This window comes from Conexibacter sp. CPCC 205762 (assembly GCF_030646155.1).
GTDB lineage: Bacteria > Actinomycetota > Thermoleophilia > Solirubrobacterales > Solirubrobacteraceae > Conexibacter.
The window spans coordinates 73,371-79,499 of the sequence record NZ_JAUTDN010000027.1 but is presented as its reverse complement, the minus strand read 5'-3'; the positions used below and the strand labels follow the sequence as shown (position 1 = coordinate 79,499).

Annotated in this window: 7 protein-coding genes; 5 read left to right on the top strand and 2 right to left on the bottom strand. The window is 78.0% G+C overall.

The features are described 5' to 3' along the window. Together Q7L73_RS19100 and Q7L73_RS19095 are read left to right on the top strand one after the other, a co-directional pair. Window positions 1-428 (top strand): ABC transporter ATP-binding protein (locus Q7L73_RS19100; protein ID WP_304715607.1); only part of this gene is annotated, 428 nt, incomplete at its 5' end. After that, a complete protein-coding gene (locus Q7L73_RS19095) occupies window positions 425-1,183 on the top strand; it encodes an ABC transporter permease (protein ID WP_304695048.1) in 759 nt (252 codons plus the stop codon). The genes Q7L73_RS19100 and Q7L73_RS19095, both read left to right, overlap by 4 nt. Here the strand turns inward: Q7L73_RS19095 and Q7L73_RS19090 are convergent. Together Q7L73_RS19090 and Q7L73_RS19085 are read right to left on the bottom strand one after the other, a co-directional pair. Then, window positions 1,180-1,893 (bottom strand): metallophosphoesterase, encoded by a 714-nt coding sequence (locus Q7L73_RS19090; protein WP_304695046.1) that lies wholly within the window; start codon window positions 1,891-1,893, stop codon window positions 1,180-1,182. The genes Q7L73_RS19095 and Q7L73_RS19090 overlap by 4 nt on opposite strands. Before the next feature lie 121 nt (window positions 1,894-2,014). Next, complete coding sequence (locus tag Q7L73_RS19085) at window positions 2,015-2,503, bottom strand: Dps family protein (protein ID WP_304695044.1); 489 nt, start codon at window positions 2,501-2,503, stop codon at window positions 2,015-2,017. A 168-nt stretch (window positions 2,504-2,671) separates the two neighbouring features. Between Q7L73_RS19085 and Q7L73_RS19080 the strand changes: the two genes are divergently transcribed. Genes Q7L73_RS19080 through Q7L73_RS19070 form a run of 3 tightly spaced genes read left to right on the top strand, consistent with a single transcriptional unit; the run spans window position 2,672 to window position 6,122 of the window. After that, a complete protein-coding gene (locus Q7L73_RS19080) occupies window positions 2,672-3,577 on the top strand; it encodes a hypothetical protein (protein WP_304695042.1) in 906 nt (301 codons plus the stop codon). Next, window positions 3,574-4,746 carry an adenosylhomocysteinase gene (locus Q7L73_RS19075; protein ID WP_304695040.1) on the top strand — a complete coding sequence of 391 codons (1,173 nt, stop codon included), beginning with the start codon at window positions 3,574-3,576 and terminating at the stop codon, window positions 4,744-4,746. Before Q7L73_RS19080 ends, Q7L73_RS19075 begins: the two co-directional genes overlap by 4 nt. Then, complete coding sequence (locus Q7L73_RS19070) at window positions 4,743-6,122, top strand: amidohydrolase family protein (RefSeq protein WP_304695038.1); 1,380 nt, start codon at window positions 4,743-4,745, stop codon at window positions 6,120-6,122. The genes Q7L73_RS19075 and Q7L73_RS19070 overlap by 4 nt, the downstream gene beginning before the upstream one ends. Window positions 6,123-6,129 lie beyond the last annotated feature (7 nt).

Here is a 6,129-nt window from a genome sequence, read left to right as displayed (position 1 = left end):
GCGAGCGCGCGGGCGGCGGGCGCAGCGTCGACGCGGGCGGGCGGCGCGGCGGGGATGCGGGTGCCGGCGACGATGCGAGCGATGCGGCGCTCGTCCGCGCGCTCGCGGCGGCCGGGCTCGACGCCTCCTTCCTGCCGCGTGCGGCGGCGGCGCTGTCGGGCGGCGAGCGGGCGCGGGTGGCGCTCGCCCGCGCATTGACGCGCGGCCCCGAGCTGCTGCTGCTCGACGAGCCGACCGCCGCGCTCGACGCCGCGACCGCGGCGCACGTCGGCGCGACGGTGCGCTCGCTCGCGGCCGACGGCCTCGGCCTGCTCGTCGCGACCCACGATCTGGATTGGGCCGCCGCCGTCGCCGACCGCGCCCTCGCTCTCCGTGACGGCGTAGCGATCTGCGGCGCGCCCGGCGAGATCCTGGAGGTCTCCCAGTGAGCCAGGCAGCGGCACAGATCGCGGCGGGGGTCGCGTTCGCGGCTGCGGCGGCGGGGCTGGCGTGGCGCTACCGGCTCGGGCTGGCGCGGCCGCTGGCGACCGCGGCGCTGCGGGCCGCGGTGCAGCTCGCGGTCGTCGGAGCGCTGGTGGCGCTCGTCTTCCGCGTGCCGGCGCTCGGGGTCGCGTTCGTCGCGGTGATGGTCGTCACGGCGACGCTGACGGCCGGCGGCCGGCTGCGCGGACTGCCGGGCGCGCGGCGGGCGGCTGCGACAGCGATCGCGCTGCCGGCGCTCGCGGCGACGGGGATCCTGCTCGCGGTCGGGGCGTTCGACTTCAGCGCCCGCGCCGCGATCCCGACCGCGGGGATCCTGATCGGCGGCGCGATGGCCGCCACGACGCTGACCGGGCGGCGGCTGCTGGAGGCGCTCGACAGCGGCGGCGACGAGCTGGAGACGCGGCTCGCGCTCGGCGACGCCGCCCGCACCGCGCTCGCGCCCTTCACCCGCCAGGCGATCGCGACCGGGCTGATCCCCGCGATCGACCAGACCCGCAGCGTCGGCCTCGTGACGCTGCCCGGCACCTTCGTCGGCCTGCTGCTCGGCGGCGCCTCGCCGGCCGAGGCGGCACGGGTCCAGCTGACGGTGCTGCTGGCGCTGCTGCTGGTCGAGCTGGTCGCCGCCGTGATCGTCGCGGAGCTGATCGCGCGTGCCTGCATCAGACCCGGCGAGCGGATCGTCGTGCCGGCGGGCCGCTAGACCGGGTCGATCCGCGCCTGCTCGATGCGGCGGGCGACGAGGTCGGCGATCGCGGCAGCGCCGTCGCCGCCCGAGCCGCCGAGCCGCTCGCGGACCGCGGCGGCCGCGGCGTGATGGTCGTAGGCGACGCGGCGCAGCTGGATCGCGCCGTCGCCGTCGACCAGCGCGAACGCCGCGCGCGGGTCGCCGTCGAACGGCATCCCGACGCTGCCCGGGTTGAGCAGGCGCAGGTCCTCACGCCCGGCGGCGGCGCGTGTGAGCGGCAGGTGGGTGTGGCCGGCGATCAGCAGCGGCTCGTGGACCTCGCTCAGCAGCGCCGCCTCGCCGGGCGCGGCCTCCGGCAGCAGGCCGGTCACGTCCGACAGCGGCGAGCCGTGGCAGCAGCGGATCCCGTCGATCACCGCCTGCGCGGGCAGCGCCGCCAGCCGCGCGACCGCGGCGTCGCCGAGCTGTGCCGCGCACCAGCGCGCCGCCGGCCGCACCGGCGCCGGCGCCTCGGCCGGCGCGTTCGCCCAGCGCTCGCCGTTGCCGCGGATCCAGGTCGCGCCGCGCAGCTCGGAGAGGCGCACGACCGTCTCCTTCGGCCAGGCGCCGAACAGCGCGTAGTCGCCGCCGAGCAGCCAGCGGGTCGCGCCGGCGGCGTGCGCCTCGGCGAGGACCGCGTCGAGCGCCGGCAGGTTGCCGTGGACGTCGTAGAGGACCGCGAGCATCGGCGAGCGCGATCCTAGCGCCGGGCGCGCCGCGCGGGGAAGCGTCTCGCGGGGCGTGGGGGTGGTGCCGCGCCGCGCGCCTCAGGAGCGGCGCGCGGCGGGCGGGAGCGTCAGACCCGGGTCAGCCGGCCTGGACGCGCGTCATCCAGAGGTTCTCCTCGAGACCCTGGACGACGCTGTGCAGCAGGTCCGCCGTGACGGTGTCGACGTCCTCGAGCTTGTCCATCCGGTTGCGGATGTCGCCGATCGCGTCGGTGAGGATCTTCGTCAGCGCGGCGATCACGTCCTGGTCGAGCAGCTGGCCCTCCGGCAGCGGCGTCAGGATCGTGCGGGCCGCGACCGTTCTGACCTGGCCGTCGGGCTGGTAGCCGAGCGCGACCGCGCGCTCCGCGACCTCGTCGCCCGCAAGCCGCCAGGCGTCGACCAGCTCGTCGAGGAACAGGTGCAGCGAGCGGAAGTTCGGGCCGACGACGTTCCAGTGGGCCTGCTTGCCGAGCAGCGACAGGTCGATCAGCGTCACGAGCACGGCCTGCAGCTCGGCGCCGATCGCCTCGCGGTCCTGGTGCCGCAGCGTCGGGTGGTGGTCTTCGCTGATCGTCTGGTGCGCCATGGGATGGCTCCTTGCTCGGTTGTGTCGGAGTTCCGTCAGTTCTACCGGTATGCCCCAGCGGACGGGGTTATGCGCGTGAGAAGGCGCACGGATCCCCACACCCGATCGTGACGTTCTGCGCACCGACACCCTGCGCATCTGGCGCGCGGCGTCCTACACTCGCCCTCGATGGACGCGACCGATCCCTGCCCGCTGCTGCGCGGCCTGCTGCGCGAGACGCTCGAAGACGGAGCGCTCTCCGGCCGCCGGGTCGCGCTCTCCGGGCCGCTCGAAGGGCCGCGCGCGGTGCTCGCCGCGGTGCTGGAGGAGGGCGGCGTCGAGCTGGTCTCGGAGGAGCCCGAGTACGCGATCGGCCCGTTCGCGCGCGAGCTGCGCGGCCTCCGCGGCCTCGTCGAGCCCGGCACCGTGATGGGCGCCGTCGCGCGGGCGCTCGACGCGCCCGTCGTCGCCGTCGGCTGCTCGCCGGTCGCGCGGATGGTGATCGAGGCCGCCGCCGGTCCCGCCGTCGTGCAGGCGCTGCTGCGCCGCACCAACCTGTCGCTCGTCGGCCGCGTCGTCGCGGTGCTCGGCTACGGCGAGGTCGGCTGCTCGGTCGCGCGCAGCGTGCGCGCGCTCGGGGCCCACGTGCTCGTCGTCGAGGAGGAGCCGCTGCTCGCCTTCGCCGCCGCGCTCGCCGGCCACCGCGTCTGCGAGGACCTGGACCCGGCCGCGGAGGTAGTGATCGCCTGCGAGCGCGCGGCCGCGATCGCCGAGCTGCCCGCCGGCGCGCTCGTCGCGAGCGCCCTGCCCGGCCGGCTGCCGCCGGTGCTCGGCGTCGCGACCCGCCACGGGATCGTCCACGCCGCCGGCCGCGACGTGCTCGGCGGCGGCGTCGCGCTGCTGTCGCCGGCCGGCGACGGGCTCGCGCCGGAGGCCGCCGACGCGTTGCTGACCTTGCAGGGCCTCGCGCTCCACGGGCTCGCCGACGAGCAGCTGGAGACCGGCGTCCACCGGCTCGCCGCGGAGCTGGAGGAGGCGGTCGCGCAGGCCTGGCTGGAGCGGCGCGCGGTCCACGCCCAGCCCGAGCGGGCGTGAGCGACGGCGTCGCGCGGATCGCCTGGGCACGGGCGCGGATGCCGGTGCTGGCGGCCGTCGCCGCGTCGGCGCTGGAGCCGCTCGCCGGGCGCCGGATCGCGATCTCGCTGCCGCTGGACCCCACCACCGCCGTGCTCGCGCTGACGCTGCGCGACGCCGGTGCGCAGGTCGCCGTCCACGCCCAGCCGGCCGAGACCGACGCCGCCGTCGCGACCGCCCTCGCGCAGGAGCGGATCGCCGTCTTCGCGCGCACCGACGCCGATGACCAGGCCGCGCGCGACGGGCTCCTCGACGCGCTGCTCGACACCCGCCCGCAGCTGCTGGTCGACGACGGCGCGCACGCGATCCGGCGCGTCCACCAGGCACGCCGTGACGTGCTGGAGACGCTCGTCGGCGCGGCCGAGGAGACGACCAGCGGGATCCGCCCGCTGCGCGCGATGGACGCCGGCGGCGAGCTGGCGATCCCTGTCGTCGCGGTCGACGACGCGCGCACCAAGCGGATCGCCGACAACGGCCACGGGACCGGCCAGTCGTGCGTCGCGGCGATCCTCGACGTCAGCGGGATCATGCTCGCCGGCAAGCGCGTCGCGGTCGCCGGCTACGGGCCGGTCGGGCGCGGGGTCGCCCGCCACGCGGCCGCGCTCGGCGCCCACGTGACGGTCAGCGAGCTGGATCCGCACCGCGCCCTGGAGGCGCTGCTCGACGGCTGCGCGGTCACGCCGCTGCGTGAGGCGGCGGGCTGCGCGGAGCTGCTGATCTCCGCGACCGGCGAGCGCGAGACGGTCGGTCTCGACGTGCTGCGAACGCTGCCCGACGGCGCGCTCGTCGCGGTCGCGGGCGGGGTCGCGCAGGAGGTCGCGACCGACGCCCTGCGCGCCGCCTCCGACGGGCCGCCGCAGGCGGTCGCGCCCGCGCTCGACGCCTACGCGCTCGACGGCCGCCGGCTGCTGCTGATCGCCGACGGCGCCTGCGTCAACATCGCCGCCGCCGAGGGCAACCCGATCGAGACGATGGACTGCTCGCTGGCGCTGCAGGCGCTCGCGCTCGGCCACCTCGCGGGCGACGGCGCGGCGCTGCCGCCGGGCCTGCACGCGCTGCCGCCGCGGCTCGACGCGCGCGTGGCGCGGCTGCGGCTGGCGGCCGCCGGGGCGAGGCTGGAGCTGCCGTGAGCGCGGCGGGTGCGGGCGGCGTCGCGGCGCTCCACTCCGCGCCGCACCTGCTCCCGATCGCGACGCCGCCGCTGCGCGAGGGCGCGGTCGCGGTGCGCGCGGACGGGACGATCGCGGCCGTCGGGCCGCGTGCGGAGCTGCGCGCGGCGTATCCGTCGCTGCCGGAGCGGCGCTGGGAGGGGACGCTGCTGCCGGGGCTCGTCAACGCCCACACGCACTTGCAGTACACCGACTTGGCGGAGGTCGGCGCGCGCGAGCATGACGGCTTCGAGGCGTGGTGCGCCGCCTTCGACGCGCGCTACCCGCAGGCCGATCCGGACGGCTGGGGCGACGCCGCGCGGCGCGGGCTGGAGCTGTCGCTGCGGGCCGGCGTGACCTGCTTCGGCGACGTCGTCACCGACGACGCCGCACGCGACGTGCTGCGCGACGCGGGCGTCGCCGGGATCGCCTTCCTCGAGACGCTCGGCGACGACGACGCCGGTTGGGCCGCCGGCGGCCGCGACCGCTACCTCGCGCGGCTGGACGCGGCCGGCGCGAACGTCGCGGGCGCGGGCGGCGGCCTCGCGGCGGGCGGCGCGGGCGCGGCGAGCGCGTGTTTCGGCGTCTCCCCGCACGCGCCCTACAGCGTCGACGGCGCCGTGCTCGCCGACCTCGGGCGGATCGCGCGGGACTGCGGGCTGCGGCTCCATGTCCATCTGGCGGAATCCCAGCTGGAGCATGAGCTGGTCGAGGCCGGCAGCGGCCGGCTCGCGCAGCTCGTCGCGGAGTGGGGCTGGAGCCTCGCGCTGCTCGACGACCCGGCCGGCGTCAGCCCCGCCCGCTACCTCGACGCGCGGCTCGCGCTCGGGCCCGACTGCCACGTCGCCCACGGCGTCGCGCTCGACGCCGACGACCGCGCGCTGCTGCGCGAGCGCGGCTGCGCGGTCGCGCTCTGCCTGCGCTCGAACCGCACGATCGGCGTCGAGGAGCCGCCGCTCGCCGCCTACCTGCGCGAGCGCTCGCCGCTCTGCGTCGGGACCGACTCGCTCGCCTCGGCGCCCTCGCTCGATCTGCTCGGCGAGCTGCCGCCGCTGCGCGCGCTCGCGCGCGAGCAGGGCTACCGCGACGGCGACCTCGACGCCCGTCTGCTGCACGCCGCGACGGCCGGCGGCGCCGCCGCCCTCGGGCTCGCGCACCGCCTCGGCGGGCCCGGCACCGGCGCCGGCGCGCGCAGCATCCCCGGCGTCGGTGTCCTCGCCTCCGGCGCCCGCGCCGACCTCGCCCACCTCGCCGTGCGGCCGCTGGAGGGCGAGTCGCCGGAGCACGCCGTCGTCACGCGCGGGGTCAGCGCCTGCACGGCGACCGTCGTCGCGGGCGCCGTTCACACCTGGGGGTGACCCTGGG

Bases quoted from the DNA above. Each gene is read 5' to 3' on its own strand.
- Q7L73_RS19090 (WP_304695046.1), bottom strand. From the start codon at position 1,893: ATGCTCGCGGTCCTCTACGACGTCCACGGCAACCTGCCGGCGCTCGAC.
- Q7L73_RS19085 (WP_304695044.1), bottom strand. From the start codon at position 2,503: ATGGCGCACCAGACGATCAGCGAAGACCACCACCCGACGCTGCGGCAC.
- Q7L73_RS19080 (WP_304695042.1), top strand. From the start codon at position 2,672: ATGGACGCGACCGATCCCTGCCCGCTGCTGCGCGGCCTGCTGCGCGAG.